Consider the following 26709-nt stretch of genomic DNA (forward strand, 5'->3'; position numbering starts at 1 on the left):
GTCAGGTTATTTGCACGGGGAAAGGGGGAAGGATGTTCCGTAGAATCCGCAACGACATCAAGGTGATCTTCGAACGCGACCCGGCGGCGCGCAGCGTGATCGAGATCCTTTTATGCTACCCGGGGTTCCACGTCATGCGGTTCCACCACGCGGCCCACTGGCTCTGGACGCACGACCTTCGGTTGCTGGCCCGGTTTCTCTCGCACATCTCCCGTGCCCTCACGGGGATCGAGATCCATCCGGGGGCGACGATCGACGAGGGTTTCTTCATCGACCACGGGATGGGGGTCGTCATCGGGGAAACCTCGGAAATCGGGAAGAACGTGACGATGTACCACGGGGTGACCCTCGGCGGGACGAGCTGGAAGAAGGGGAAGCGGCACCCGACGATCGAGGAAAACGTGATCATCGGGGCGGGCGCGGCCATCCTGGGCAACATCCGGATCGGGCAGAATTCCAAGATCGGCTCGGGATCGGTGGTCAACCGGGACGTTCCTCCCAACTCGACCGTCGTGGGAATCCCCGGAAGGATCGTCTACCGCGAGGGGAACGTCTACAACGACCAGTCCGGCGTCGCCGGCACGCCGGACCCGGAAGGCAAGGCGATCAAGTGTTTGACCGACCAGGTGATGGCGATGGGACAGCGCCTCGACGAGCTTGCGAAACTCCTTCCGAAGCAGGAGGAGGCGCCCCGCGTGGAGTCCGTCCGATGAAGATCACGACGCGGGGGCGGTATGCCGTGATGGCGCTGGTGAGCCTTGCAGCGTCCTCCCGCGGGAATCCGGTTTCCCTGAAGAACATCGCCCGGCAGGAGGAGATTCCGGAGGCTTACCTCCAGCAGCTGTTTTCCCGGCTTCGCAGGCGGAACCTGGTCAAGAGCATCCGGGGCCCGGGAGGAGGGTTCCTTCTGGCGCGCCATCCGTCCCGGATCATGATCGGCGAGATCATCCGCACGGCGGAAGGGCGGGACGCCACCATCGGGTGCCGGCGGTCGGGGAGGACGTGCGGCAGGATCGAGCGGTGCAAGACGCAGGGAATGTGGGATGCGCTGGAGTCCCGGATGGAGGAGTTCCTGGACTCCATTTCCATCGAAGACCTCTTCCGGGAAAAGTCTGAAGAGCAAACCAGGGAGGTGTCTGCGTGAGAAAGGTCTACCTGGATCACAACGCAACGACGCCGGTCCATCCCGAGGTGAAAGGGGCGATTGCACCGTTTCTCTCGGAGATGTTCGGGAACCCGTCGAGCATCCACTGGGCGGGCCGGGGCGTGCGGAAGGCGGTGGAGGACGCGCGGCAGGAGATCGCGGCGTTTTTCGGGTGCCAGCCGCTGGAGATCGTGTTCACCAGCTCCGGGACCGAAAGCGACAACCTCGCGATCAAGGGGATCGCGTATCGAAAGGGAAACGCGGGGAAGCACATGATCACCTCCGCGGTCGAGCACCCCGCCGTCATCAACACCTGCAAGTTCCTCGAGGCGCAAGGGTATCGGGTGACCTACGCGCCGGTGAACCGGCAGGGAATCGTGGAGCCGGATTCGGTGCGCCGGGCGATCGCGAAGGACACGATCCTCGTCTCCATCATGCACGCCAACAACGAGACGGGATGCATCATGCCCGTCGCGGAGATCGGGCGCATCGCGCGGGAGGCCGGTGTCCTGATGCACACCGACGCCGTGCAGGCGGCGGGGAAGATCCCGATCGACTGGAAGGAGCTTCCGGCCGACCTGCTGACCTTCTCGGGCCACAAGGTGAACGGGCTGAAAGGTATCGGCGGGCTCATCGCGCGCAAGGGGATCGAGATGGAGGCGGTGCTCCACGGCGGACATCAGGAGCGGGGTCGCCGGGGCGGGACCGAGAATGTCATGGGGATCGTGGCGATGGGGAAGGCCTTCTCCCTCCTGCGGGAAGGGATGACGGAGGAGGTCCGGGAAACCCGCAGGCTCCGCGACAAGTTCGAGAAGGCGCTGTTCGAACGGATCCCGGATCTGGTGCTGAACGGCCATCCCACGGAGCGGCTCCCCAACACCGTCAACATCTCCTTCCGGTTCGTCGAAGGGGAGGCGATGCTGCTCAACCTCGACATGGTGGGGATCGCCTGCTCCTCGGGCTCGGCGTGCACTTCCGGGTCCCTGGAGGCTTCCCCGATCCTCATGGCGATGGGAGCGGACCCCGTGGACGCGCAGGGGGCCTTGCGGTTCAGCCTCGGGAGAGGCAATACCGACGAGGAGATCGAATACGCCGTGGACGCCACCGAGGCGATCGTCGACAAGCTCCGGGCGATGTCCCCGCTGTTCCGCAGGGAGGCCAAGGCCCGATGAAAAAGCGCATCCTGGCGGCGATGAGCGGCGGGGTCGATTCCTCCGTAGCGGCTCTCCTCCTGCAGCGGGAAGGGTTCGAGGTGATCGGGATCTCGATGGACCTCTACGATTTCTCCACGGTTACGAGGAATCGCCCGGGGACCTGCTGCTCGCTGGACGACCTTTACGACGCGCGGCGGGTGTGCGACCTGATGGGGATCCCGTACTACGTCCTGAACTTGAGGGACGAGTTCCGGCGGGAGGTCATCGACCCGTTCGTGAAGGAGTACTCGAGCGGGCGGACGCCGAACCCCTGCATCCTGTGCAACGAATACCTGAAATTCCGGGCGCTGCTGCGGAAGGCCGACGAACTGGGGGCCGAGGGCGTGGCCACGGGGCACTATGCCGTCATCCGGCGTGGGGAAAAGGGCAAGTGCCGGCTTTTCGCCTCGCCGGACGCCTCCAAGGACCAGTCGTATTTTCTGTACTCGCTGGACTCGGAGCGGCTGGAAAGGATCCGGTTCCCCGTCGGGGGGATGATGAAATCCGAGGTCCGGCGGATCGCGGTAGAAGCGGGCCTTCCGGTCTTCGAGAAGAAGGAGAGCCAGGACGTCTGTTTCGTCACCGACGATTCCTACACGGCGTTCCTGTCCAGGAAAGGAATCCAGGAGAAGGAAGGACACTTCGTCGACCGGAAGGGGAATATTCTTGGGGAGCACAGGGGGATCCTCCGGTACACGGTCGGCCAGCGCAAGGGGCTGGGGATCGCCGCCAAGGAACCGCTCTACGTCGTGGCCATCGACGCGGAGCGGAACGAGGTAATCCTGGGGAGGGAGGATGAGACCCTTGCCACGGGCGCCATCGTGGCCCGCACATCCTTCGTCGCAGGGGCGCCTCCGGCCTCCGAGTTCGGCGCGACGGTCAAGGTCCGTTATCGGCATCCGGGCGTTCCGGCCGCCATCCGTTTCGAGGGAGGAAAGCTCTCGGTTCGCTTCGACGCCCCGCAGAGGAGCGTGACGCCGGGCCAGGCCCTGGTCCTTTACGACGGGAACGAGGTGCTGGGCGGCGGCTGGATCGAATGCGCAAGCGTCTAACGGTCTTGACCGTCGGCTGCAAGGCGAACTTCGCAGATTCCGCATCCATCGTGCGGGAAGCGATGTCGGCCGGGTTCGAGGTCGTTTCCCCCGCCGAACCTGCCGACGTTATCGTCGTTAACAGCTGCACAGTGACCCACCGGGCCGACCGGGACAGCCGGGCCCTGGCCCGCAGGGCGCGCCGCGACCATCCGCATGCATCGGTCATTCTGACCGGCTGTTACGCGCAGGCTTCCCCACGGGCCAGGGAAGCGCTTCACGAAGTCGACCACTGGGTCGGCCTCGGGGAGGAGGGCGCCCTCGGTTCCGTCTTCCGGCAGATCGGCGACGGCGACCCGGCCAGGCCGCATCCGCTGTCCGAATACGCTGCGGACCTTCTCCTCGGGCACCGGCGCACATTCCTGAAAATCCAGGACGGCTGCGATTTCTCCTGCGCGTACTGTGTCGTTCCCATGGTGCGTGGCGGGAACCGATCGCTGCCGGAGAAGGAAATCCTCGAAAAGGCGGTTGAAGCGGAGCGGGACGGCGCGCGGGAGCTGGTGCTCACGGGAATCCACGTCGGCCTGTATGGCGCGGACCGGGGGGAAAAGGAAGCCCTTGCCCAACTCATCGCCGTTCTCCTGAACGAAACGGAAAGGACCCGCCTGAGGTTGAGCTCCATCGAGCCGGCGGAGATCACGGAGGGCCTCCTGGACGCGATCTCGGGCAGCAGGAGGGTCTGCCCGCACCTGCACATCCCCCTGCAGAGCGGGTGCGACAGGACCCTTTCGCGGATGCGGCGCCCGTACCGCGCAGGCCAGTATGCGGACGTCGTCGGCCGCGTCGTTGCCCGGGTCCCGGACGCACAGGTGGGGGCCGACGTGATCGCCGGCTTTCCCGGGGAGACGAAAGCCGATTTCGAGGAAACGGTTCGATTCCTTTGCGATGTCCCGGTAAACTACTTCCACGTTTTTCCTTACTCCGCCCGCGAGGGGACGGAGAGCGCGCGGTGGCCCGACGACGTCCACGCCCGGGAAAAGAAGGAGCGGGTCGCGATTCTCCTCCATCTGGATGCGAAGAAACGAACGGCGTTCCTCCGGGATCAGGTGGGGAAGGAACTGGAGGTCCTGGCGGAGACCGTGCACCCCGGCCGGGGAGAGCTGTCGGGGACCTCGGGCAATTACGTGGAGGTAACCTTTCCGGGGGAGATCACCGAGGTCGGCGGGCTGTTTCGCGTGCGTGCGTGCTCGATCCGGGGGCGGGGACTGGCCGGGAAACGGGATGAGCGGAATGTCTGAGCTGGAAAAACGGATCGGTTACCGGTTTTCCTCCCCGCACCTTCTCGAGGAGGCGATGCGGCACGCCTCAATCGCGGGCGGAAGTTCGGGAGAAATGTCCTACCAGCGGCTCGAATTTCTCGGGGACGCGGTCCTCAACCTGTGCGTGGCGGAGGAGATGTTCCGCCGGTTTCCCGATACCGGGGAGGGGACGCTCTCGAAAGCCCGCTCCGCGATCATCAACAACCGGAACCTCGTGCGCGTCGGCGAGCGGATCGGAGTTCCGGAATCGCTTCGCACCGACCCTTCCGTGCGGGAAAAGGGGGGCGGGGTGACCCGGAAGATGGTCGCCGACGCCATGGAGGCGATCGCCGGAGCGATCTTTCTCGACGGGGGGTACGGAAGGGTGAGGCAGTTTGTCCTCACCCATTTCTGGGAAGAGAAGCGGGTCGCGGAACTGGTCTCGGGTTTCGATGCCAAGAGCCGCCTCCAGGAGTGGTGCCAGAAGCGGCGGGTCCCGCTCCCCAAGTACCGGCTCCTGGAGGTGTCGGGGCCGCCCCATTCCCACACCTTCACGGTCGTCGCCCGCCTGGCGGACGGGCCCGAGGCGACGGGAAGCGGCGCCACCAAGAAAGAGGCGGAAATGGAGGCGGCGGGGAGTCTGCTTTCCCTCCTCGGGCCGAAGGAAGGCACGGGATGACGGAAGGGAAGAAATCCGGTTTCGTCGCCCTCCTCGGCCGGCCGAACGTCGGCAAATCCACGCTCCTCAACCGCATCCTCCGCGCCAAGATCGCCATCGTCACCAGCAAGCCCCAGACCACGCGGGACCGGATCGCAGGGATCTACACCGCGGAAAAGGGGCAGATCGTCTTCCTGGACGGCCCGGGGATCCACCGGCCCAGGAAGGCCTTGAACGTCTACATGATGAAGACCGCCGAGCGCATCGCCTCGGAGTCCGACATCGTCGTTCACCTGGTGGACGATCGACCGGCCGAATCCGGGGAAGAGGAAACGCTCGTCCGGGGGATCCTTTCGAATGTCGCGGCTCCCCGGCTGCTGGTGGTCAACAAGGTGGACCGGATGGGAGAGAGCGCGGCAAGGGCGCGCAGGGCCGCGCTGATGGAAAGCGGGCTCTACCGGGAGGGGTACCTCGTGTCCGCGATAAAAGGACATGGGGTGGACGCGTTTCTTTCGGGCCTCTTCGCGATCCTGCCGGAAGGGCCCGCCTATTACCCCGAGGAAGACCTGACCGACCTCCCCATGCGCTTCATCGCGAAGGAAATCCTCCGGGAAAAACTGTTCAACGAGCTCTCGGAGGAGCTTCCGTACAGCGTTGCGGTGACGATCGAGGAGTACAAGGAAGAAACGGCAAAAAGACGGATCCGCATCCGAGCGGAAATCTGCGTCGAGCGGGAGTCGCAGAAAGGGATCCTCATCGGGCGGGGCGGCCGAATGCTGAAAAAGATCGGCACCGAGGCGCGTCTGGAGCTGGAGAATGAGACCGGGGAGCGGGTATACTTGGAGCTGTTCGTCAAGGTCGAGAAGGATTGGAGTAAAAACGAAACGATGCTGGGTCGGCTGGGATATGCCTAAGTTCGATTTCACCATCTCGCTGGTCGGCCGCCCGAATGTCGGGAAGTCGACCCTGTTCAACCGCATCGCGGGGAAGCGGCGCTCGATCACCTTCGGGACCCCGGGGGTAACGCGGGACCTCGTCTCCGTTCCCGTGGAGCTCGACGGGAAGCGGTTCCACCTGATCGATACCGGAGGATACCTCCCCGGCAAGGAGGGGGACGACCTCCTCTCCAAGGTGCGCGGGCAGGTTCTTCGAGCGATCTACGAGTCCGATGCGGTCATCTTCCTCGTGGACGCCCGCGACGGCGTCCTCCCCCTGGACAAGGAAATCCTGGGGATGCTGCGGGAGCGGGAGAAACGGTTCTTCCTCGCGGCGAACAAGGTGGACGTCCGCGCAGGCCGGGAAGGGATCGACGAGTTTCACGAGCTGGCCGCCGACAAAATCTACCCCATTTCCGCCGAGCACGGGACGGGAGTGGACCGGCTGCTGGAGGAGGTCGTCGCGCTCATCCCCGAGCGGGTCGAGGAGCCGAGGCGGGAAGAAGTCGTCGCGCGGATCGCGGTCGTCGGGCGTCCGAACGTCGGAAAATCCACGCTGATCAACACGCTCGCGGGGTACGAGAGAGTCATCTCCTCGGAGGTGCCGGGGACGACCCGGGACGCGATCGACGTCCTCGTGAAATACGGTGGGAAGAGGTTCCTCTTCATCGACACGGCCGGCATCCGGGCGAAACGGAAGACGGAAAACGTGCTGGAGAAGATCTCGGTGATGAAGAGTCTCGACTCTCTCCAGCGGTGCGACCTCGCCGTCCTGATGATCGACGGCCCCGAAGGGCTGACCCACCAGGACCAGCAGATCCTCCGGTACGTCCTGAACGAGGAGCGGGCGGTGGTCGTCGCCGCGAACAAGGCGGACCTCTGGAAAGGCGATGAAGAGAAGCGGAAAGGGCTCCATGCCATCCAGGAAGGGCTGGGGTACGCCGCGTTCGCCGCAATCATCCCCGTCGTGTCGCCCACCGGGAAGGGGATCCCCCTCCTGTTCAAGAAGATCGAGGAGGCGTTCGAAAGCTTCCGTCAGCGCATCCCGACGGCCGTCCTCAACAAGATGGCGCAGGCCTCCGTCTACTCGGTCCCCATCCCGTCGAAGCAGGGGAGGAACCGGGCGCTCTACATGACCCAGATCGGCGTGATGCCCCCGTCCTTCGCAGTCTTCGTGAAGGAGAGGGTGGATGTCCCCGATTCCTTCACCCGCTACCTGCAGAACAAGATCCGGGCCCGCTTCGGGTTCAACGGGTCTCCCATCCGAATCGTTTACAAGGAAAAATGAGGCCCACGGCGTGGCGCATCCGGGAAGTGCTCTCGGAGGGAACCGTTCACTTCTTCCGGAGCCACGGGTTCGTCTACAGTGCCGCGGTCGCCTTCAACCTGCTCCTGGCCGCCATCCCCGTCCTTTTCCTGGTCTTTGCCGCAACCTCGGCGCTCATCGGCCGAAACGAACTGCCGTTCGACATGCTGTCCTCGTTCTTGAAGGAAACGTTTCCCTACGGCGCTCGGGTCCTCGTGCCGAATCTCAGGAATCTGTTCGAATCGGGCGCCACCTTCGGGATCGTGGGGACCCTCCTGCTTCTGTTCTCCTCCTTCTCGGCGACGGACGCGGTCCAGACCTCCCTGGCGGTGATGATGGGAACTCGACGGGAAAAGCGGTTCGTGCGCGGGGCCCTGTTTCACGTGGTTCTGGTCCTCGCGCTCATCGTGCTGACCTCGGCGGCCATTCTCGTGCCGCCCCTCTGGTCGGGGCTCGCCTATTTCAAGAAAGGTCTTTCGGCGCAGTGGGACGCCGCGTTCCACACGCTGCTGGCCGGGGTCGGCGAGGCAGCCCTCGCGGGAGTCATCTTCGTCGCGGGAGCGTTGAGCTACCGGTATCTGTCCCCGCGCCGCGTCCGGCTGGAAAACGCCCTGGCGGGAAGCATGATGTTTCTCCTGCTTTTCTACGCAATCAAGGGGGGATTCAGGTTTTATGTCAAGAGTTTCAGCAAGTTCAACGTACTTTACGGTTCCTTGTTCGGCATCATCTGTTTTATAATTGTTTCATACCTGTTCGCAGCAGCCTATCTCTTCTGCGCCAGCATTATCGGGACACTGGAAAAAAAGGAAGGGAAGGAAGCCTTCCCCGAACGGGAACAAGGTGCAGGTCCGGATGGGACTTCTGGCAGCGATTGACATAGGGACCCACACGGTACGGATGCTCGTCGCGAAGCGGGCAGGCCGAACGATCCGACCCGTCGCAAGGGTGCGCAGGATCACCGGAATGGGAAAGGAACTCCGGGCCACCGGCAGGATCGGCGAACCGGGATTCCGGGATTCCATCTCCGCGCTGAAGGAATTCCGCGAGCGGATGGACGCGCTGGGAGTGGAACGCTACAGCGCGTGCGGGACGGCGGGCCTGCGGGAAGCCGGGAATCGCGCGGCCTTTCTCGATGCGGCGAAAGCGGTCGGTGTAAGGGTCGATATCATCACCGCCGTTGAAGAGGCCCGCCGGACCTGGCAAGGGATGCAGGGACGCCTGCGGAACGGCGGGGGCATCGTGGTCATGGATATCGGCGGCGGAAGCACCGAGTTCATCTCCGGCCCAGGCAGGGATGAATCGGTCAGCCTGCCGATCGGGGTGGTCGTGGTCTGCGGCCTTCTTCCGATTTCCGACCCGCCGGAAGGATGGCAGATCCGGAACCTCCGGTTCTACTTCTCCGAGCGGATTTCTTCGGGGACTGCCGCCTGGAAGCGCCGGTTTCGCAGAATGGTAGGAACGGCGGGGACCTTCACGACGCTGGCGGCACTGGACCGGAAGATGACGGCCTACAGGCCGGAGAAGATCGACGGGTACGCGATGTCTCTCGAGCGGCTTAAATATTGGGAGGAGCGACTGTCGAAATTGAAGGAAGCGGAACGTCTCCGGCTGCCGGGGATGGAGAAGGGGCGGGAACGCTACATCGTGCCCGGCGTCTGCCAGGCGGTGGCGGCCATGGAGAATTTCAAGATCGACGAACTGATCGTCAGCGATGCGGGGCTCCTGGAGGGCATCCTTCTGGGGATCCCGGACGGAAAAGGAGATAAGGGATGAGCGTAGTGCTGGGGAAAACCGACGGCAAAGAGCTGGAAGAAGGGTTGACGTTCGACGACGTCCTGCTGTTGCCGGGAGAGTCGAAGGTCCTTCCCAAGGACGTGGACGTCACCGTCTCGCTGACTCCCGAGATCCGGCTGAACATCCCCCTGCTGACCGCTGCGATGGACACGGTCACCGAGGCCGACACGGCCATCGCCATTGCGCGAGAGGGGGGGATCGGGGTCGTTCACCGGAACAACACCGCGGACGAGCAGGCGGTGGAAGTCGACCGGGTGAAAAAGTCCGAGAGCGGGATGATCATCGACCCCATCACCGTGGACCCGGACCAGAGGGTCCACGAAGCGCTCGACGTGATGAACAAGTACCGGATCTCCGGGCTGCCGGTGACCCGGAGCGGAAAGCTCGTCGGAATCCTCACGAACCGGGACTTGAGGTTCGAGACGAACTTCGACCAGCCGATCTCGAGCGTGATGACCAAGGAGGACCTGGTCACCGTCCCGGTGGGGACCACGCTGGAGCAGGCGAAGGAGATCCTGCACAGGAACCGGATCGAAAAGCTGCTCGTGGTGGACGGCAAGAACAACCTCCGCGGCCTCATCACGATCAAGGACATCCTCAAAATCAAGAAGTACCCTTTTGCCTGCAAGGACGGGAAGGGGCGCCTGAGGGTCGGAGCCGCCGTGGGAGTCGGCACCGGCTGGGAGGAGCGGGTCGAGAAGCTCCTGAAGGCGGGCGCGGACCTCCTCTGCGTCGACACCGCGCACGGCCACTCCAGGGACGTGATCAACACCGTCCGGTCGCTCCGGAAAAATTTCCCCAAAGTGCAGCTGATCGCGGGGAACGTCGCCACCGGGGAAGGGACGGAGGCGCTGATCAAGGCAGGGGCGGACTGTGTGAAGGTCGGTGTCGGTCCGGGATCGATCTGCACCACGCGGGTCATCGCGGGCGTCGGCGTTCCCCAGATGACCGCGATCATGAAGTGTTCGGCGGTCGCGTCGAAGAAGGGGATTCCTCTCATCGCGGACGGCGGGATCAAGTATTCGGGGGACATCACCAAGGCGATCGCGGCCGGGGCCTCCGCCGTGATGATCGGCGGGCTCTTTGCGGGGACCGACGAAAGCCCGGGAGAGCTCGTGCTCTACCAGGGCCGATCCTACAAGGTCTACCGGGGCATGGGATCGCTGGATGCGATGAAGCGCGGGAGCAAGGACCGGTACTTCCAGTCGCACGTCGAGGCGGAGAGCAAGCTCGTCCCCGAAGGAATCGAGGGGCGCGTCCCGTACCGCGGGCCCATCGCCGCCATGGTCTTCCAGTTGGTCGGCGGCCTGAAATCGGGAAGCGGGTACGTGGGCGCAAAGGATATCGCCGAGCTTCAAAAACTGGCCGTCTTCATGAAGGTCACGGCCGCCGGGTTGCGGGAGAGCCACGTCCACGACGTGATCATCACCAAGGAAGCCCCGAATTACCAGGTGGAATAGGCCGTTGGAAGGGAAAATCCTCATCCTGGATTTCGGCTCCCAGTACACGATGCTCATCGCGCGTCGCGTCCGCGAGCTGAAAGTCTACAGCGAGATCCACCCGTTCAACGTCGATCTCTCCTTCATCCGGAAGTTCCGACCGTCCGGGATCATCCTCTCCGGCGGCCCGGCGAGCGTCTACGAGGAGGGGGCCCCCTCCCTTCCGGAGGAGGTGCTCTCGCTGGGGATCCCTGTGCTGGGGATCTGCTACGGGATGCAGGTCCTTGCGAAACTTCTGGGGGGGAAGGTCGCGAAGTCGACGGACCGGGAATACGGGATCGCCAACCTCCGGGGCGAGTGGGGCGACCCGCTGTTCCTGGGCATCGAAGAGCTCCGCCACAACATGACGATCCAGGTCTGGATGAGCCACGGGGACCGGATCGTGGAGCTTCCGAAAGGGTTCACCTCCATCGCGCGGTCGGCGAACTCCCCCGTGGCCGCCATGAGCAATCACGATAAAACCGTTTACGGCGTCCAGTTTCACCCGGAGGTTGCCCATACGCCGAAAGGGAAGGAAATCCTGTCGAATTTCCTCTTCCGCGTCTGCGGCCTCTCCCCCTCGTGGACGATGCACTCCTTCGTGGAGACGAGCGTCCGGAAGATCCGCGAGACGGTCGGGAGCGAGAACGTCGTCCTCGGACTCTCCGGTGGAGTGGACTCTTCCGTGGCCGCCGTTCTCCTTCACAAGGCGCTGGGGGATCAGCTCACCTGCATCTTCGTGAACAACGGCCTGCTGCGCAAGGGGGAGGCCGAAGAGGTCCTTGAGACATTCCGCAGCGGCATCGGCCTGCACCTGGAGTACGTCGACGCCTCGGAGCGGTTCCTGAAGGCGCTGGAAGACGTCGATGACCCGGAGAAAAAACGGAAGATCATCGGGGAGCTCTTCGTCCGCATTTTCGAGGAGGCGGCGGGAAAGATCCCCGGAGGCGTCGGCTTCCTCGGGCAGGGGACCCTCTATCCGGACGTCATCGAGAGCGTCTCCTTCAAGGGGCCGTCCGCCACGATCAAGACCCACCACAACGTGGGAGGCCTCCCCGAGAAGATGCATCTGAAGTTGATGGAGCCGCTGCGGGAGCTGTTCAAGGACGAGGTGCGGGAGCTGGGGAAGGAACTCTCCGTCCCCGATCCCATCCTCGAGCGGCAGCCGTTTCCGGGGCCGGGCCTGGCCGTGAGGATCATCGGCCCGGTAACGGCGGAACGGCTGCACATCCTGCGGGAGGCCGACGCGATCGTGGACGAGGAGGTCCGGAACGCGGGGCTCTACGAGTCCATCTGGCAATCCTTCGCAGTCCTGCTCCCGATCAAGACGGTCGGAGTCATGGGGGACTTCCGGACGTATGAGAACGTCGCCGCCATCCGGGCGGTCCAGAGCCAGGACGGGATGACCGCCGACTGGATTCGCCTGCCGTACGACCTCCTCCAGAGGATCTCGACGCGCATCATCAACGAGGTCAAGGGCGTCAACCGGGTTGTGTACGATGTCTCCTCGAAGCCGCCGAGCACGATCGAATGGGAATGAGCGAGTTCGTCCACCTCCACCTGCACTCCCAGTACAGCCTCCTGGACGGGACCATCAAGATCGACGACCTGGTGCGCAAGGTCGGAGAGCTCCGGATGCCCGCGGTCGCCCTGACGGACCACGGCGGGATGATGGGGACGATCGACTTCTACGAAAAGGCGACCCGGGCGGGGATCCGTCCGATCCTGGGGTGCGAGATCTACGTCGCGCCGGGGTCCAGGCACGAACGAAAACCGACGCAGGGGGAGGAGAAGTCCCATCACCTGATCCTTCTGGCGGAGTCCGCGGAAGGGTACCGGAACCTGATCCGGTTGGTGTCCAAGGCCCACGTCGAAGGGTTCTATTACAAGCCCCGGGTGGACAAGGAGCTCCTGCGGGAGCATGCGGCGGGACTGATCGCCACCTCCGCCTGCCTGCAGGGCGAAATCCCGCGTCTCCTGATCCAGGAGGGGCCGTCGGCGGCCGAGGGGTGCGTGGAGACGTACAAGGATATTTTCCGGGACGGGCGGTTTTATATCGAGATCCAGGACAACGGCCTCCCGGAGCAGAACCTGGCCAACGCGCGGCTCATCGAGCTGGCCCGCCGGACGGGGACGCCTCTGGTCGCCACGAACGACTGCCACTACCTCGAGCGCTCGGATGCCCGCGTCCACGACGTGCTCCTCTGTCTTCAGACCGGGAAGACGATCAACACCGAGGGGAGGATGCGGTTCGGGAGCGACCAGTTTTACATGAAGTCCCCGGAAGAGTTCGAAAAGGCGTTCGGGCACTCGGCCCCCGATGCGCTCAAGAACACGATGGCCATCGCCGAGAGGTGCAGCGTGAAGCTCGACCTCGGGAAGAACAAGATCCCGGCGTTCCAGGTTCCGAAGGGGATGACGGCGGAGCAATACCTGCGGACCCTGAGCGTCGAGGGGATGGCGCGCAGGTTCCAGGAAAAGCGGAAACGGGGGGAGAAGGTTTCGGGGGAGAACGAGACCGCCTACCGGAAACGGCTGGAGTACGAGCTGTCGGTCATCGATCAAAGCGGGTTTTCGGGGTACTTCCTGATCGTCTGGGATTTCATCCGGCATGCCAAGGAGAAGGGGATCCCGGTGGGGCCGGGGCGGGGGAGCGCTGCGGGGAGCCTTGCCGCGTATGCCTTGCGGATCACCGAGATCGACCCGATCCCGCACGGGCTCCTGTTCGAACGGTTCCTGAACCCGGAGCGGATCAGCCTTCCCGACGTGGACTGCGACTTCTGCAAGGACCGGCGGGACGAGGTGATCCAGTACATCAAGGAACGCTACGGCGAAGAGAACGTGACCCAGATCATCACCTTCGGCACGATGAAGGCCCGGGCGGCGATTCGGGATGTCGGAAGGGTGCTCGAGATGCCGTACGCGGAGGTCGACCGGATCGCCAAGCTTATTCCCCCCGACCTGGGAATGACGATCGATCGCGCGCTGCAGATCGAGCCGAGGCTCAAGGAGATCCTCCAGGAAACGCCGAAGGTGGGGGAGCTGTTCGAATACGCCCGCGCGATCGAGGGACTGTCGCGGCATGCCTCCACCCATGCCGCCGGGGTGGTGATCGCCAACAAGCCGATCACCGAGTACGTCCCCCTCTACAGAAATTCCAACGGCGATATCACCACCCAGTTTTCCATGAAGGACATCGAGAAGGTGGGGCTGGTCAAGTTCGACGTACTGGGACTGCGGACCTTGACGGCGATCCACAACACTCTGGGCCTGATCAAGGAACGGGGGGAGCCGCTCGACCTAGAGGCCGTACCGCTGGACGACGCCGAAACGTACGCGATGCTCTCCCGGGGAGACACTCCGGGGGTCTTCCAGTGCGAAAGCGGCGGCTTCACGGACCTTCTCGTCCGGCTCAAGCCGGAGCGGTTCGCGCACCTCATCCACGCAGTGGCGCTCTACCGGCCGGGCCCCCTCCAGAGCGGCATGGTGGAAGACTTCATCGCGCGGCGGCACGGCAGGAAGAAAACCGAATACCCCTTCCCGCAGCTGGAGGAAATCCTGCAGGACACCTACGGCGTCATGGTCTACCAGGAGCAGGTCATGCAGATCGCCGTCGCTCTCGCCGGGTTCTCCATGGGGGAAGCCGACGTCCTGCGCAAGGCGATGGGGAAAAAGGACACCGCCCTGATGGAGAAGCAGAAGGCGCGGTTCCTGAAAGGGGCGGCCGCCAACGGGATCCCCGAGAACAAGGCCCAGGCGCTCTTCGAACAGATCGCCCAGTTCGGGGAGTACGGGTTCAACAAGTCGCACAGCGCCGCATACGCGATGGTGGCCTACCAGACCGCGTATCTCAAAGCCCACTATCCCGTGGAATATTTCTGCGCCCTGATGACATCGGAATCGGGCGACACGGCGAAGATCATCCGCTACATCGGCCATTGCCGGGAGAAGGGGATTCCCATCCTCCCACCCGACGTGAACGAATCCCGCTTCGCCTTTTATCCGGCGGGCAAGGCGATCCGGTTCGGCCTTTCGGCGATCAAGGGGGTGGGGGAGACCGCGGTCCTCTCCATCCAGGAGGCGAGGGGGGAAAATCCTTTCGTCTCGGCGGCGGATTTCCTCTCCCGGGTGGAACTCCGGAAGGTGAACAAGAGGGCGCTCGATAGCCTCATCAAGGCGGGGGCCTTCGATTCCCTCGACCCGGACCGGGGACTCCTGATCGAGCAGCTCTCCTCCCTGATGGAGACCGCGCAGGGGGAGGTCCGGCGCAGGGAATCGGGCCAGTTCGCGCTGTTCGGAGGAAAGGCCGATGCGGAAAAACCCGCAAAGGGGAAACGAACGGCAACCATCGAGCATTTGTGGAACCGGAGCGAGCGACTGAAAGCCGAGAAGGAAGCCCTGGGATTCTATATCACCGGGCATCCTCTGGACGCCTACGCGGCGGAGATCGAGCTGTTCGCCAACGTCACTTCTTCCCGCATCGGCTCCGTGAGGTCCGGCTCCGAGATCAAGATCGGCGGGATCATCAGCGCCATCCGGGAGAAGACGACCAAGCGGGGGGAAAAGATGGCGATCCTGACGCTCGAGGACCTCGAAGGGATCGTCGAGGTGCTCGTCTTCCCGGAAACGTACCGGGAGATCCGGGAGGACCTGGACACGCAGGCACCCGTTCTCCTGATCGGCCGCGTCGATTCCGACGAGACGTCCTCCAAGGTGATCGCGGAAGATATCTGCCGGATGGAAAACGTGCGCGAGCGCCTGTCGAAATCGGTGCACATCCAGGTCCGCATGGACCGGATGACGGCGTCCGATATCGCCGAGCTTCGGCGCACCCTGAGGAAGCATGCGGGCGAGAAGAAAGGATACCTTCATCTGGTGCGCGAAGGGGATTACGAGGCCGTAGTCGCCCTGCCGGAAGGATTCGGGATCGCGCCGTCCCTCGAGCTGGCCCGGGAGCTGAAAGGGCAGTTCGGATACGACGTGCTGCGGCTTCACTGATGTACCCCATCGGAGAAAACGAGGAGAAAGCCTGGCTGGTCTGGGCCCGGAGGAAGCGAAGGACCGGGGACGGCGCCCCTTCATCCCCCGACCTGCTGGCGGAGCTCAAGAGTCTCGTGGAGTCGGCGGGAGGAGTCGTAAAGGGCGAACAGACCCAGACGCTTTCCGTGGAGAGCCCCGCGACCCTCATCGGAAGGGGAACCCTCGAACATCTCAAGGAGACGATCCGGGAGAACGGCGTCAACCTCGTGGTCTTCCAGAACCTCCTGCGTCCGAAGCAGCAGATGATCCTCGAACAGGAGCTGGACGTGAAGGTCCTCGACCGGCGGGAGGTGATCCTGGACATTTTCGCCCAGCGGGCCCGCACCCGGGAGGGGAAACTGCAGGTGGAGCTGGCGCAGCTCTCCTTCCGGCTGGGGCGCCTGATCGGGGGGCGGAAAGAGCTGTCCCGGCTCGGAGGCGGAATCGGGACGCGGGGCCCTGGTGAGAAGAAGCTTGAAGAGGACCGCAGGAAGATCCGTTCGCAGTTGCGGCAGATCGAGCGGGAGCTCGCCACCGTCCGGCGAACGAGGGCGTTGCACTACCAAAGACGGAAAGAGGTAGGATTCCCGGTCGTCGCGCTCGTGGGGTACACCAATGCCGGGAAATCGACTCTGTTCAACCGGTTGACCGGCGCGGACGTCTTCGTCGCGGACCAGCTTTTCGCGACCCTCGACCCCACCGCGCGCAAATTCCGCCTCCCCGGCGGGAAGGAAGCGATCCTGGTGGACACGGTGGGATTCATCCACGACCTGCCGGACGAGCTGCTGGAGGCGTTTCTGGCGACCCTGGAGGGGATCGGCGAAGCGGACGTGATGGTCCAGGTCGTGGACGGCAGCTCGGAGCGGATGGAGGAGAACATCGACTCCGTCAACAGGATCCTCGTTGCCCTGGATTTCGCGGAGAAGCCCAGCCTCCTCGCGGTCAACAAGATGGACCGGGGAGTGTCGGGCGGACCCGTCCCGGGGGAGGGATTCCGGATTTCCGCGGCGACCGGAGAAGGACTGGAAACATTGCTGCGCGCCATCGAAGGAGGACTATGCACGCATCGTTCGCCAGGGACCGGTTTGACCAGGCCCGCCTGATCAACATCGCGAACGCCCTCACGGCGTTCCGGGTCCTCCTGGTTCCCCTGTTCGCCCATCTCCTGATTTCGGGGCGGATCCGGCATGCGCTCGCCGTTTTCGCCGCCTGCGGGATCAGCGATGCGCTGGACGGGCTGCTCGCGCGGGCGCTGCGGCAGAGGACCGTGGTGGGCTACTACCTGGACCCGATCGCCGACAAGCTGCTGATGGCCACCAGCTTCATCGTGCTCGCCTACGTGAAGATCCTCCCGGAGTGGCTGACGATCCTGGTGATCAGCCGGGACCTGTTCATCCTGATCGGCAGCGCCCTCATCCTCCTGCTTCTGGATTCCGGGAGCATCAAGGCGACTTCCTTAAGCAAGGTGAACACGTCCGTGCAGATCCTCACCGTCGTCTACTTTCTCGCTGTCCGGTCGTTTCCCTGGATGGGGAACGCCATGGCCGCGGAGGGTTGGGAGCCGATCGTCACCGGCGTCGTGGTGGGCCTGTGCGCCCTGACCACCGCGGCTTCCGGGGTGCACTACCTCTTCGTCGGATTCCGGAAGCTCTCCGATGCGTGAAGGGGTCCGCGTGGAGTCCGTCGCGGCGGACAGCCTGGCGATGCGAGCGGGGATCTCGCCGGGAGACCGCATCCTCTCCGTTTCGGGGGAGCCGGCCGCGGATCTTCTCGACCTCCATTTCCTCACCAGCCGCCGGAGGTTCCGACTGCGTTGGGCCGATTCCCTGGGCGAGACGAGGGAGAAGGAGTTCCGGCCGGCGGGCGCGGGGCTCGGGATCCGTCCCGAGCCGGTCCGGGTGCGGCGATGCCGCAACCGCTGCGTGTTCTGCTTCGTCCACCAGCTCCCCAGAGGGCTGCGGCGAAGCCTCTATGTCAAGGATGAGGACGTTCGCCTTTCCTTTCTCCACGGCCAGTACGTGACCTTTTCCGACCTCACCGGGGAAGAGACCCAAAAGATTCTTCGTTACCGCCTCTCCCCGCTGTACGTATCGATCCACACCACCGACAACGCGCTCCGTCGGAAGATGCTCGGCAACGCGGAGGCCGCCGACATCCTGGGCGTGATGGAACGGCTGATCCGGGGGGGGATCCATCTCCACGGGCAGATCGTCGTCTGCCCCGGCATCAACGACGGGGACGAGCTGGAGCGCACCCTTCGAGCGCTCCTGCCCCTTCGGCCAGGGCTTGCCACCGTCGCCGTGGTTCCCGTCGGCCTCACCGCGCACCGGCGGGGATTGCCTCCCTTGCGGCCCGTCAGCCGGCGGGAAGCCGGAGAAACGCTGGCAATGTTGCAGCGAATCGGGCAGAGGTGCGGAACGGCGGGGGAGGAGCCGTTCGCGGTCGCGGCGGATGAGTATTACCTGATCGCGGGGGAAAGGATCCCCGGCCGGAAAGCCTACGGATCGTTCGCCCAGATTGAAAACGGAGTGGGCCTTCTCCGGCAGTTCCTGGATGGCGGGAGGGCCCTGTTCCGGAGGAAGCGCTGGGATCGGGCGGAGGGGGGCGGGACCGTCGTCACCGGCCTGTCCGCACGCAGGCATGTACAAGACTTTCTGGCCGAGTTTTCGCGGAGGTCAGGCGCCCGTTTCGACCCCGTGCCGGTGGAGAACCGCCTTATGGGCAGTAGCGTGACCGTGACGGGGCTTCTCGGGGGAAGGGACATCCTTGAAGCCTTGAAAGAGCGCAAGGTTTCGAGGGTTTATCTTCCGTCGGTCACCTTGCGGGACGCCGGCGACTTTCTCCTCGACAACGTCTCGCCCGGGGACATCGCGAAAGGAACAGGGGCCGAGGTCCGCCTCTTCGAGGCGACGCCGAGCGGTTTTTTCCGCGCGGTGTACAATCCGGAAATATCCATAATATAATTGACATTTTGGAGAAATGTCTGATATTTATAATCGTTCGACATCCCGGGGGGCGATTAGCTCAGATGGTTAGAGTACCTGCTTGACATGCAGGGGGTCACTGGTTCAAGTCCAGTATCGCCCACCATTTTCTCTCCCAGGCACGGTGGAACCTGTTTCGGCGAAGCGCCGGCCTGCCGGGGCGCGTGAAGGAAGACGAATGACCTTGTTGGAGCTTGCAAAAAAGGAGGGGAAGGCCAAGGTGGCGATCGCCGCCAGGGTCCAGGGGTCGCTTCTGGACCTTTCCCGCCCCGCCCCCGAGGACGGCGCCGTGCAGTGGGTAACCCCTGCGGACCCCGACGGAATCGAGGTCGTCCGTCACAGCACCGCCCACGTGATGGCCGCAGCGGTCAAGGAGCTTTTTCCGGACGCTTTGATAACGATCGGACCCTCCATTGAAAACGGCTTCTACTACGACTTCGACGTGGAGACCCCGTTTACGCCGGAAGACCTCGCACGGATCGAGGAGAAGATGGGAGAGATCGTCCGTTCCGACCTCCCATTCACTCGCGAAGAGGTGTCGAAGGAGGAGGCCAATCAGCGGTTCCCCGGAGAGCCCTACAAGGAGAATCTGCTGGCGGAGATCCCCGATGACGCCGTATCCCTTTACAAGGTGGGGAACTTCCTCGACCTGTGCCGGGGGCCACATGTTCCCAGCAGCGGAAGGGTCGGCGCCTTCAAGCTGATGAACACCGCCGGGGCGTATTGGCGGGGAGACTCGAAGAACCGGATGCTGACCCGGATTTACGGCTGCGCGTTCGCGACGAAAAAAGAACTCGACGCCCATCTCGCCCTGCTGGAGGAGATCAAGAAGCGCGACCACCGCAAGCTGGGGAAGGAGCTCGACCTCTACAGCGTGAACGAGGAAATCGGGGCGGGGCTGATCCTCTGGCATCCCAAGGGCTCCGTCGTGCGACGGGTCATGGAGGATTTCTGGAGGGACGAGCACGCGCGGGCGGGGTACGACCTGGTCTTTTCCCCCCACATCGCAAAGCTCGACCTGTGGCGGGTGAGCGGGCACCTCGACTACTACCGTCAGAGCATGTTCGGGGCGATCGAGGTGGAAGGGCAGGATTACCAGCTCAAGCCGATGAACTGCCCGTTCCACATCCAGATCTACAAGTCGAAGATGCGCTCCTACCGCGACCTGCCGATCCGCTACGCGGAGCTCGGGACGGTATACCGGTTCGAGCCCTCCGGCACTTTGCACGGCCTCCTGAGGGTCCGCGGATTCACGCAGGACGACGCCCACCTTTTCTTGAGTCCCGACCAGCTGGACGAGGAGATCTTCGCGCTCCTCGACTTCACGCTGTTCGTGCTCCGGCGTTTCGGATTCGACCGGTACGAGGTTTACCTCTCCACGCGGCCCGACCGGTACGCCGGCACGACGGAGAACTGGGCGAAGGCGGAGACCGCCCTGAAAAAGGCACTGGAGCGCAAAGGGCTCCTTTACCTGGTGGATCCCGGTGAAGGGGTCTTCTACGGCCCGAAGATCGACATCAAGATCAAGGACACGCTCGGCCGGGCGTGGCAGTGCTCGACCATCCAGGTGGATTTCAACAACCCGGAGCGGTTCCATGTGAGCTTCGTCGGAGAGGACGGATCCCCCCGGCAGGCGATCATGATCCACCGGGCGCTGATGGGTTCCCTGGAACGGTTCTTCGGGGTGCTCGTGGAGCATTACGCGGGAGCGTTTCCCCTCTGGCTGGCCCCGGTCCAGGTGGACGTCCTCCCCGTCACCGACCGCCAGGCCGACGCCGTCCGGGAAACGATCGCGAGTCTCCGCGCGGCGGGGTTCCGCGCCGAGGGAGATTTCCGCAACGAGAAACTCGGGTACAAGATCCGTGAATCCCAGTTACAGAAGGTCCCCTATGCGCTGGTCATCGGGGATCGGGAACTTTTGCTGCGGCAGGTCGCACCGAGAAGAAGGGGAGGAGAGCAGCTCCCCCCCATGTCCCTCGAGGAGTTTTTAGGGGTCCTCGGGGACGAAATGGAAAAAATCCCAACCTAAAGGAGGAGGCCATCAGCAAGGAATCCAGAATCAACGAGCAGATCCAGGTTCCGGAGGTGAGACTGGTAGGGGTCGAGAACGAACAGCTGGGAGTCGTTTCCACACAGGAAGCGCTGCAGAGGGCGCGGGCCCTCGACCTCGACCTTGTCGAGGTGGCGCCGACCGCGGCGCCTCCGGTTTGCCGGATCATGGATTACGGGAAGTTCAAGTACACGCAGAGCAAGCGCGAGCAGGAGGCACGGAAGAAACAGACCGTCATCCAGGTCAAGGAGATCAAGGTCCGGCCCAAGACGGACGAGCATGATCTGAACATAAAGATCAAGCACATCCGTAGATTCCTGGAGGAAGGCGACAAGGTGAAGGTGACCGTGCGGTTCCGCGGACGGGAGCTGACCTACGCCTCGCAGAGCGGCTTCGAGATCCTGAAGCACGTCACGGAGGCGATCGGCGACCTTTCCAAGATCGAATCTCCCGCGAAGATGGAGGGGAAGACGATGATGATGGTCGTCGCACCCACGGCCCACAAGAAAAAGCCCGTCGGCCAGCCCTCCCCCAAGCCGGCGGAAAAACAGGAGGGACGGTAATGCCGAAGATGAAGTCGAACCGGGGAGCGAACAAGCGCTTCAAAGCGACGGGAAGGGGCGGGATCCAGCGCGCCAAGGCGGGGAAAAGCCACATTCTCTCCACGAAGAACCGGAAGAGGAAGCGGGGGCTGCGGAAGTCTGCCCTCGTGAACCCGGCGAACGAGAAGTCGATCCGGCGCCTGCTGCCTTATCTCTAAGAGAAACCACGGAAGAGGAAACCCCAAATGCCACGCGTAAAACGAGCCGTACATTCCCACAAGAAGCGCCGCAAGATCCTCAAGGCGGCGAAAGGATTCCGCGGCGGGCGCGGGCGCCTGTTCCGCACCGCGAAGGAAGCGGTGGCGCGAGCGCTCCAGTACGCCTACCGCGACCGGCGCAACAAGAAAAGGGAGATCCGCTCCCTCTGGATCGTGCGGGTCAATGCCGCCGCCCGCGAAAACGGTCTCTCCTACAGCCAGTTCATGTTCGGCCTTTCGAAGGCCGGCGTCGATGTCGACCGGAAGGTCCTTGCGGACCTCGCGATCAACGACGCAGCGGCGTTCCGGGCGCTGGCGGAGACGGCCAGGGCCGCCATCGGGTAGAAAAGCGGGTACCGATTGCCGGACGCATTCGACCGGGTCAGGGAACTGTCGGAAGCCGGGCTGCGCGCGATCGACGCGGCAAGGACCGAGAGCGACCTCCTCGAGGCCAAGGGGCAGTACTTCGGGAAAAAGGGCGCGATTTCCGAGATCCTGAAGACGATCGCCTCCCTTCCGATCGAGGAGAAGAAGCGAATCGGCGCGGCGGCCAACGAGGCGCGAGGCGCGCTGGAATCCGCCTTCGATGCCCGCCTCGCCGGCCTCCGCGAGAAGGAGCGCCTCGCGAAAGAGGGGAAGGAACGGATCGACGTAACCCTCCCCGGCCGGGCTCCCGCCATCGGGCACCGGCATCCCGTCTCCCGGACGATGGCGGAGATCATCTCCATCTTCCAGCGGCTGGGCTTCTCCGTGCGCGGCGGGCCGGAGATCGAAAAGGACTATTACAACTTCGAAGCCCTGAACATCCCCAAGGATCACCCCGCCAGGGACATGCAGGACACCTTTTACGTGGACTGGCCGGGCGGGGATCTGGTCTTGCGGACCCACACCTCCCCGATCCAGATCCGCACGATGGAGACGATGCGCCCGCCGGTGCGCGTGATTGCCCCGGGGGCGGTCTACCGGTGCGACTCCGACGTCACTCACAGCCCGATGTTCCACCAGGTGGAAGGGTTTGCCGTCGATCGGAACACCACGATGGCCGACCTTAAAGGGCTGCTCACGGAGTTCTGCCGCATGATGTTCGGCCCCGACCACCCCCTGCGGTTCCGGCCGAGCTTTTTCCCCTTCACCGAGCCTTCGGCGGAGGTCGACATCCGTTGCGTCATCTGCAGGGGCGCAGGCTGCCGCGTCTGCAAAGACTCGGGCTGGCTGGAAATCCTCGGGTGCGGGATGATCGACCCGTCGGTCTTCGGATTTGTGGGATACGACGCGGAAGAACATACGGGTTTCGCCTTCGGCATGGGCGTGGAGCGCATCGCGATGCTGCGCCACGGCATCAACGACATTCGCCTGTTTTTCGAGAACGACATCCGCTTCCTATCGCAATTCTAGGGACGGTCCGTGAAAATTCTTTATTCCTGGCTCAAAGAATTCGTCGACACGCGGCTTTCCTCCGCGGAGATCCAGGATGCTTTGACGATGGCGGGGATCGAGGTTTCTTCCTGCAGGTTCCTTGGGGAAGGGCTCGAAAACGTCGTCGTCGCGAAAATTCTCGCGCAAGGACAGCACCCCAACGCAGACAAGCTTTCTCTTTGCCGCGTGACCGACGGCTCCAGCGAGTACGGCATTGTCTGCGGCGCCAGGAACATGAATCCCGGCGACGTCGTCGCGCTCGCCCGCATCGGTGCGAAGCTTCCCAACGGCGTGGAAATCAGGAAAGCGAAGATCCGTGGGGAGGTTTCGGAGGGGATGCTCTGCTCGGAGATGGAACTGCGCCTGTCGGAGGAGTCGGCGGGGATCCTGATCCTCCCCCCCGAAACCCCGGTCGGCAAACCCATGGCGGATGCCCTGGGGCTTTCGGACTGGATGCTGGAAGTGGAGATCACACCGAACAGGGGCGACTGCCTGAGCGTGCTGGGCGTGGCCCGGGAGGTCGCCGCCATCACCGGGGTGAAGGTCCGCCTCCCCTCCGTCGACCTCCGCGAGAACGGGCCTGCGATTTCAGACGCGGCCTCCGTGTCGGTGACGGACGCGGAGCTTTGCCCCCGGTACTCCGCCCGCGTGATCACCGACGTGACGGTCGCTCCTTCCCCTCTCTTCCTGCGACGGCGTCTCGCCCTCTGCGGCATCCGCCCGATCAACAATATCGTCGACATCACCAATTACCTCCTTCTCGAACTGGGGCAGCCAATGCACGCCTTCGACCTCGACCGGCTGGCCGGTGGAACGATCGGCGTGCGCAGGTCGGGGGTTCCGCGGAAGTTCACCACCCTGGACGGCGGCGAACGGGACATCCTGCCGGAGATGCTTCTCATCTGGGATGGGGAAGGCCCCGTTGCGGTGGCGGGGGTGATGGGGGGACGGAACACCGAGGTGCTGCCCACCACTCGGCGGGTCCTGTTCGAGAGCGCGCATTTCGCCCCCGCCTCGATCCGCCGGACCTCCCGTCGACTGGGGTTGTCGAGCGAGTCCTCCTACCGCTTCGAACGAGGCGTTGACCCCGGCGGAACGATGTACGCCGCGGACCGCGCGGTTTCCCTGTTCTCACGATTCTCCTCCTTTTCGGTCGCGCGAGGGAGCTTTGACGTCGGGGGAGGGAAGGACTTTTCGCGCACGGTGACGTTTCGTCCTGCGAGGGCGAGCCGGATCATGGGCCGGGAATACACGGAAAAGGAATGCGGGGAGGTCTTTTCACGCCTTGATTTTGCCGTTAGGAAAGAGGAACCCGGCCGGTGGAGCGTAACCGTCCCTCCGCACCGGTTCGACATCGAACGGGAGATCGACCTTGTGGAGGAGGTCGCCCGCATCACCGGTTACGAAGAGATTCCCGTTACCTACCCCGAATCCGGGGCTCCCGACTTCTCTCCGGACGACCGCTTCGCGAAGCTCGTGGAAGACGCTTCGGAGTTCCTCCGGATGCATGGGTTTAACCAGGCCATCAACTTCTCCTTCGTTTCGGAGAAGGAGTGGGAGCGGTATGCGGCGCTTCTGGCCTTCGACTCGTCGGACGCCATCCGGCTCGAAAATCCGATCTCCGAAGACACAACGATGATGCGGCCCCACCTGTTGATGGGTCTGCTCCACAACGTGGCATCGAACGTGCGCCGCTTCATCGAGGACGTGCGGTTGTTCGAGGTGGGCAAGGCGTTCGGAAAGTCGCTCACGGAGGGCCATTTCGAAGAACCGCGTCTGGGGTTCGTTCTGTATGGCCGCAGACTGCCCGGCAACTGGAGCGGCGGGCAGGCCGCCGTCGACTTCTACGACGCAAAGGCTGTCGCCTCGTCTCTCACGGAATTTCTGGGCGCCGCCCCGTTCCATTTCATCCCCGCGGAATCTCGTCCGTTTCTTGAGACCGGAGTTGCCGCGGAAATATTGAAGGACGGAGAGAACGTCGGATGGGTGGGCGCGGTTCGCAGGGAGCTCGCGCAAGCGTTGGATATTCCGGGCATTGTATATTACGGGGAGATCCGGATCGGCGCAGCGACGGCTGTCAATCCTCCGGCGGCGCAGTACCGGGCGATGCCGAAGTTTCCTCCCGTTTTCCGGGATATTGCCTGCATCCTTCCGGTGCACGTACCCGTGGGGGATGTGCTGGCCATGGTTTCCGAGCTGTCCGAGGAAATCGAGTCGGCTGCGGTTTTCGACATCTACATGGGGGAGAAGATTGGCGAGGGGAACAAGAGCGTCGCGTTCCGGGTGAAAATTCAGCCCCCGGACAGAACCTTGACGGACGCCGAGGTTAATAGTATACATACCAAAATAGTAAAATTATTGGAGAATCGGTTCGGCGGGAAGATTCGAGCGTCGTAAGACTCGTCGGGAGGGAGGGTGGCATGACGAAGGCGGAGTTGGTCGAGATCGTCTACGAAAAGGTCGGCGGCCTGTCGAAGAAGGAGTCGCAGGACATCGTTGAAGCGATCTTCGACACCATGAAGGCCAACCTGAAAAACGGGGAAAAGATAAAGATCTCCGGCTTCGGCAATTTCATCTTGCGCGACAAGCGGCCGCGCAAGGGCCGCAACCCCCAGACGGGCGATGACATCCAGATCACCGCCCGGCGGGTTCTCACGTTCCGTCCAAGCCAGATACTGAAGGCTTACATTAACGACAAGAAGAACTGAAAGACCCCAGGGGCATGCGTGACGAGGCCCGGAATACCGGATAAGTTTTACTTCAAGATCGGCGAGGTCAGCGAGATCCTCGGCGTACAGCCATACGTCGTCCGGTTCTGGGAAACGGAATTTCATCTGACCCCGGCGAAAAACCGGTCCCGGCACCGCGTCTACAACCGGCAGGAACTGGAAAACCTCCTCGAAATCAAACGGCTTCTGTACGAAGAGAGGTTCACGATCGAGGGGGCGCGGAAGAAGTTGAAGGAACGCGTGAAGGAAAAGAGCAAACAGCTCAATTTGAATTGGGAAGAGAAGAATCACAAGGCTCTCCTTCAACGCCTGAAGAAAGAGCTGACAAAGATCCGGGAGATGCTCGAAAATTAAGCCCTCCGATCTCTCCAATTCCTTGCAGCCGCAGGATCCGACCCGAGAGAATCATCGCCCGTGGGGGTATTTCGTCGTTCTTTCCGATGAAAAAGACCACAAGGTGAAGCGGATCATCGTCTACCCGGGCAAGCGGTTGAGTCTTCAGAGACATCGCAGGCGCGCCGAGCACTGGTACATCGTCAGCGGAGAGGGACTGGTCACGCGCGACGAGGAACGGATCCCCGTGAGGGAGGGAGTCTCCCTGGACATCCCGCTGGGCGCGGTCCACCGGATTCAAAACTCGGGCGGATCCCCGCTGGTCTTCATCGAGGTACAGCGGGGCGAATACTTCGGGGAGGACGACATCGAACGGATCGAGGACGATTTCGGCCGCGCCTGATGGTACGATGGATGGGGTAGAATTGGCGTGACATCGCCATAAAGGACGGATAAGATGCATTCCCTGGGTCGGGGCGTAGCGCAGCCTGGTAGCGCACTTGCATGGGGTGCAAGGGGTCGCTGGTTCAAGTCCAGTCGCC

26 protein-coding genes and 2 tRNA genes are annotated in these 26709 nt (G+C 63.4%); 26 read left to right on the forward strand and 2 right to left on the reverse strand.

The annotated features are described in order from the left end of the window. Positions 1 to 32 precede the first annotated feature (32 nt). Genes A2Z13_07310 through A2Z13_07370 form a run of 13 tightly spaced genes read left to right on the forward strand, consistent with a single transcriptional unit; the run spans position 33 to position 15835 of the window. Positions 33 to 713, forward strand: coding sequence for a serine O-acetyltransferase (locus A2Z13_07310; GenBank protein ID OGP78090.1), 681 nt, complete (start codon positions 33 to 35; stop codon positions 711 to 713). Beyond that, positions 710 to 1144, forward strand: a complete 435-nt coding sequence (locus A2Z13_07315; GenBank protein ID OGP78091.1) for a hypothetical protein — start codon at positions 710 to 712, stop codon at positions 1142 to 1144. The genes A2Z13_07310 and A2Z13_07315 overlap by 4 nt, the downstream gene beginning before the upstream one ends. Further along, complete coding sequence (locus tag A2Z13_07320; GenBank protein OGP78092.1) at positions 1141 to 2316, forward strand: cysteine desulfurase NifS; 1176 nt, start codon at positions 1141 to 1143, stop codon at positions 2314 to 2316. The genes A2Z13_07315 and A2Z13_07320 overlap by 4 nt, the downstream gene beginning before the upstream one ends. Further along, a complete protein-coding gene (locus A2Z13_07325) occupies positions 2313 to 3389 on the forward strand; it encodes a tRNA 2-thiouridine(34) synthase MnmA (GenBank protein OGP78093.1) in 1077 nt (358 codons plus the stop codon). Before A2Z13_07320 ends, A2Z13_07325 begins: the two co-directional genes overlap by 4 nt. Then, positions 3374 to 4666, forward strand: a complete 1293-nt coding sequence (locus A2Z13_07330) for a tRNA (N(6)-L-threonylcarbamoyladenosine(37)-C(2))-methylthiotransferase MtaB (protein ID OGP78094.1) — start codon at positions 3374 to 3376, stop codon at positions 4664 to 4666. The genes A2Z13_07325 and A2Z13_07330 overlap by 16 nt, the downstream gene beginning before the upstream one ends. Beyond that, positions 4650 to 5345, forward strand: a complete 696-nt coding sequence (locus A2Z13_07335; protein ID OGP78095.1) for a ribonuclease III — start codon at positions 4650 to 4652, stop codon at positions 5343 to 5345. Before A2Z13_07330 ends, A2Z13_07335 begins: the two co-directional genes overlap by 17 nt. Next, entirely contained in the window at positions 5342 to 6238 is an 897-nt protein-coding gene (locus tag A2Z13_07340; protein OGP78096.1) for a GTPase Era, read from the forward strand. The genes A2Z13_07335 and A2Z13_07340 overlap by 4 nt, the downstream gene beginning before the upstream one ends. Continuing rightward, positions 6231 to 7547: a ribosome biogenesis GTPase Der gene (locus A2Z13_07345; protein OGP78097.1), complete on the forward strand. Its 1317-nt coding sequence runs from the start codon at positions 6231 to 6233 to the stop codon at positions 7545 to 7547. The genes A2Z13_07340 and A2Z13_07345 overlap by 8 nt, the downstream gene beginning before the upstream one ends. Then, positions 7544 to 8440 (forward strand): hypothetical protein, encoded by an 897-nt coding sequence (locus tag A2Z13_07350; GenBank protein OGP78098.1) that lies wholly within the window; start codon positions 7544 to 7546, stop codon positions 8438 to 8440. Before A2Z13_07345 ends, A2Z13_07350 begins: the two co-directional genes overlap by 4 nt. After that, entirely contained in the window at positions 8406 to 9338 is a 933-nt protein-coding gene (locus tag A2Z13_07355; protein OGP78099.1) for a hypothetical protein, read from the forward strand. The genes A2Z13_07350 and A2Z13_07355 overlap by 35 nt, the downstream gene beginning before the upstream one ends. Next, positions 9335 to 10819 (forward strand): IMP dehydrogenase, encoded by a 1485-nt coding sequence (locus A2Z13_07360; protein OGP78100.1) that lies wholly within the window; start codon positions 9335 to 9337, stop codon positions 10817 to 10819. The genes A2Z13_07355 and A2Z13_07360 overlap by 4 nt, the downstream gene beginning before the upstream one ends. A 49-nt stretch (positions 10820 to 10868) precedes the next feature. Then, positions 10869 to 12377: a glutamine-hydrolyzing GMP synthase gene (locus A2Z13_07365; protein ID OGP78118.1), complete on the forward strand. Its 1509-nt coding sequence runs from the start codon at positions 10869 to 10871 to the stop codon at positions 12375 to 12377. Further along, positions 12368 to 15835, forward strand: coding sequence for a DNA polymerase III subunit alpha (locus A2Z13_07370; GenBank protein ID OGP78101.1), 3468 nt, complete (start codon positions 12368 to 12370; stop codon positions 15833 to 15835). Before A2Z13_07365 ends, A2Z13_07370 begins: the two co-directional genes overlap by 10 nt. Positions 15836 to 15915: 80 nt before the next feature. On the opposite strand, the gene A2Z13_07375 is transcribed toward A2Z13_07370, so the two are convergent. Next, positions 15916 to 16416: a hypothetical protein gene (locus A2Z13_07375; GenBank protein OGP78102.1), complete on the reverse strand. Its 501-nt coding sequence runs from the start codon at positions 16414 to 16416 to the stop codon at positions 15916 to 15918. Beyond that, entirely contained in the window at positions 16416 to 16901 is a 486-nt protein-coding gene (locus A2Z13_07380; GenBank protein OGP78103.1) for a hypothetical protein, read from the reverse strand. Before A2Z13_07380 ends, A2Z13_07375 begins: the two co-directional genes overlap by 1 nt. Before the next feature lie 57 nt (positions 16902 to 16958). Here A2Z13_07380 and A2Z13_07385 point away from each other — a divergent pair, with 57 nt between their 5' ends. The 13 genes from A2Z13_07385 to A2Z13_07445 all read left to right on the forward strand — a co-directional run bounded on the left by A2Z13_07385 (position 16959) and on the right by A2Z13_07445 (position 26709). After that, positions 16959 to 17519, forward strand: coding sequence for a hypothetical protein (locus tag A2Z13_07385; GenBank protein ID OGP78119.1), 561 nt, complete (start codon positions 16959 to 16961; stop codon positions 17517 to 17519). Continuing rightward, on the forward strand, positions 17512 to 18819 hold the full coding sequence (locus tag A2Z13_07390) for a hypothetical protein (protein ID OGP78104.1): 1308 nt from the start codon (positions 17512 to 17514) through the stop codon (positions 18817 to 18819). The genes A2Z13_07385 and A2Z13_07390 overlap by 8 nt, the downstream gene beginning before the upstream one ends. A gap of 50 nt (positions 18820 to 18869) precedes the next feature. Then, positions 18870 to 18946 (forward strand) — tRNA-Val (locus A2Z13_07395). A 72-nt stretch (positions 18947 to 19018) separates the two neighbouring features. Further along, positions 19019 to 20869: a threonine--tRNA ligase gene (locus A2Z13_07400; GenBank protein ID OGP78105.1), complete on the forward strand. Its 1851-nt coding sequence runs from the start codon at positions 19019 to 19021 to the stop codon at positions 20867 to 20869. 56 nt (positions 20870 to 20925) lie between these two features. Further along, the gene (locus A2Z13_07405) at positions 20926 to 21453 is read left to right on the forward strand and encodes a translation initiation factor IF-3 (GenBank protein OGP78106.1); all 528 of its coding nucleotides are present in this window, start codon (positions 20926 to 20928) and stop codon (positions 21451 to 21453) included. Further along, entirely contained in the window at positions 21453 to 21650 is a 198-nt protein-coding gene (locus A2Z13_07410; protein OGP78107.1) for a 50S ribosomal protein L35, read from the forward strand. Before A2Z13_07405 ends, A2Z13_07410 begins: the two co-directional genes overlap by 1 nt. A gap of 27 nt (positions 21651 to 21677) precedes the next feature. Continuing rightward, entirely contained in the window at positions 21678 to 22034 is a 357-nt protein-coding gene (locus tag A2Z13_07415; GenBank protein OGP78108.1) for a 50S ribosomal protein L20, read from the forward strand. Between the two features lie 15 nt (positions 22035 to 22049). After that, positions 22050 to 23084 (forward strand): phenylalanine--tRNA ligase subunit alpha, encoded by a 1035-nt coding sequence (locus A2Z13_07420; GenBank protein OGP78109.1) that lies wholly within the window; start codon positions 22050 to 22052, stop codon positions 23082 to 23084. Between the two features lie 9 nt (positions 23085 to 23093). Beyond that, a complete protein-coding gene (locus tag A2Z13_07425; GenBank protein ID OGP78110.1) occupies positions 23094 to 25502 on the forward strand; it encodes a phenylalanine--tRNA ligase subunit beta in 2409 nt (802 codons plus the stop codon). Between the two features lie 23 nt (positions 25503 to 25525). Beyond that, complete coding sequence (locus tag A2Z13_07430) at positions 25526 to 25813, forward strand: integration host factor subunit alpha (protein OGP78111.1); 288 nt, start codon at positions 25526 to 25528, stop codon at positions 25811 to 25813. An 18-nt stretch (positions 25814 to 25831) separates the two neighbouring features. Then, positions 25832 to 26188 carry a hypothetical protein gene (locus A2Z13_07435; GenBank protein ID OGP78112.1) on the forward strand — a complete coding sequence of 119 codons (357 nt, stop codon included), beginning with the start codon at positions 25832 to 25834 and terminating at the stop codon, positions 26186 to 26188. 22 nt (positions 26189 to 26210) lie between these two features. Continuing rightward, positions 26211 to 26570: a mannose-6-phosphate isomerase gene (locus A2Z13_07440; GenBank protein OGP78113.1), complete on the forward strand. Its 360-nt coding sequence runs from the start codon at positions 26211 to 26213 to the stop codon at positions 26568 to 26570. A gap of 72 nt (positions 26571 to 26642) precedes the next feature. Continuing rightward, a tRNA-Pro gene (locus A2Z13_07445) sits at positions 26643 to 26709 on the forward strand.

Source organism: Deltaproteobacteria bacterium RBG_16_64_85 (genome assembly GCA_001798885.1).
Lineage (GTDB): Bacteria > Desulfobacterota > Deferrimicrobia > Deferrimicrobiales > Deferrimicrobiaceae > FEB-35.

Bases quoted from the DNA above. Each gene is read 5' to 3' on its own strand.
- A2Z13_07310 (OGP78090.1), top strand. From the start codon at position 33: ATGTTCCGTAGAATCCGCAACGACATCAAGGTGATCTTCGAACGCGAC.
- A2Z13_07315 (OGP78091.1), top strand. From the start codon at position 710: ATGAAGATCACGACGCGGGGGCGGTATGCCGTGATGGCGCTGGTGAGC.
- A2Z13_07325 (OGP78093.1), top strand. From the start codon at position 2,313: ATGAAAAAGCGCATCCTGGCGGCGATGAGCGGCGGGGTCGATTCCTCC.
- A2Z13_07330 (OGP78094.1), top strand. From the start codon at position 3,374: ATGCGCAAGCGTCTAACGGTCTTGACCGTCGGCTGCAAGGCGAACTTC.
- A2Z13_07335 (OGP78095.1), top strand. From the start codon at position 4,650: ATGAGCGGAATGTCTGAGCTGGAAAAACGGATCGGTTACCGGTTTTCC.
- A2Z13_07340 (OGP78096.1), top strand. From the start codon at position 5,342: ATGACGGAAGGGAAGAAATCCGGTTTCGTCGCCCTCCTCGGCCGGCCG.
- A2Z13_07345 (OGP78097.1), top strand. From the start codon at position 6,231: ATGCCTAAGTTCGATTTCACCATCTCGCTGGTCGGCCGCCCGAATGTC.
- A2Z13_07350 (OGP78098.1), top strand. From the start codon at position 7,544: ATGAGGCCCACGGCGTGGCGCATCCGGGAAGTGCTCTCGGAGGGAACC.
- A2Z13_07360 (OGP78100.1), top strand. From the start codon at position 9,335: ATGAGCGTAGTGCTGGGGAAAACCGACGGCAAAGAGCTGGAAGAAGGG.
- A2Z13_07365 (OGP78118.1), top strand. From the start codon at position 10,869: ATGCTCATCGCGCGTCGCGTCCGCGAGCTGAAAGTCTACAGCGAGATC.
- A2Z13_07370 (OGP78101.1), top strand. From the start codon at position 12,368: ATGGGAATGAGCGAGTTCGTCCACCTCCACCTGCACTCCCAGTACAGC.
- A2Z13_07380 (OGP78103.1), bottom strand. From the start codon at position 16,901: ATGGCGCGCAGCAATGTTTCCAGTCCTTCTCCGGTCGCCGCGGAAATC.
- A2Z13_07390 (OGP78104.1), top strand. From the start codon at position 17,512: ATGCGTGAAGGGGTCCGCGTGGAGTCCGTCGCGGCGGACAGCCTGGCG.
- A2Z13_07400 (OGP78105.1), top strand. From the start codon at position 19,019: ATGACCTTGTTGGAGCTTGCAAAAAAGGAGGGGAAGGCCAAGGTGGCG.
- A2Z13_07410 (OGP78107.1), top strand. From the start codon at position 21,453: ATGCCGAAGATGAAGTCGAACCGGGGAGCGAACAAGCGCTTCAAAGCG.
- A2Z13_07415 (OGP78108.1), top strand. From the start codon at position 21,678: ATGCCACGCGTAAAACGAGCCGTACATTCCCACAAGAAGCGCCGCAAG.
- A2Z13_07430 (OGP78111.1), top strand. From the start codon at position 25,526: ATGACGAAGGCGGAGTTGGTCGAGATCGTCTACGAAAAGGTCGGCGGC.